Source organism: Pseudomonas sp. Colony2, assembly GCF_019382755.1.
Taxonomy (GTDB): domain Bacteria; phylum Pseudomonadota; class Gammaproteobacteria; order Pseudomonadales; family Pseudomonadaceae; genus Aquipseudomonas.
The window spans coordinates 1,425,268-1,425,704 of sequence record NZ_CP080030.1 but is presented as its reverse complement, the minus strand read 5'-3'; the positions used below and the strand labels follow the sequence as shown (position 1 = coordinate 1,425,704).

General features: G+C 59.5%; 1 protein-coding gene. It reads left to right on the top strand.

Annotated elements, in window-relative coordinates:
* The coding region (locus JV201_RS05975) for an S-type pyocin domain-containing protein (protein ID WP_219407139.1) at positions 1-437 on the top strand (437 nt) is incomplete at both ends.

The window sequence follows — 437 nt, the reverse complement described above, 5'->3', positions numbered from 1 at the left end:
GGCCTGATGCTTGGGATTGCTGCACTTATCTGGCCCTCCAATTTGGGCGACAGCGCGCTTTACAGCGACCGTCAACTGCGCTCAATGCCACGCGCGCGAACACGAGTTCGCCTTCACGTCGAGCAACTTGCTGACGGCACTCTAAAGGGATACGCCTTTTACACAGGGAAAAATCGCGACTGGGAGATGGTTGATGTCGTGCAGTTTGGGCTGCGCGGCACGCGGCAGGTAGCGGACTTGGGCGACGGCGTCGAGCTGATATGGACGCCTGCCATCGATCCCGCTGACACCCTCGGTATTCCTGTACTGGAAGCTGCGCCGCAGGCACCGCGAATCTGGGTATACCCACCGACCGAGAAGGCCGCCAACATCATCGTTGACCCGATCTACCCGCCGCAATACAGGGATTTCATTCTGGTGTTTCCGGCGGATTCGGG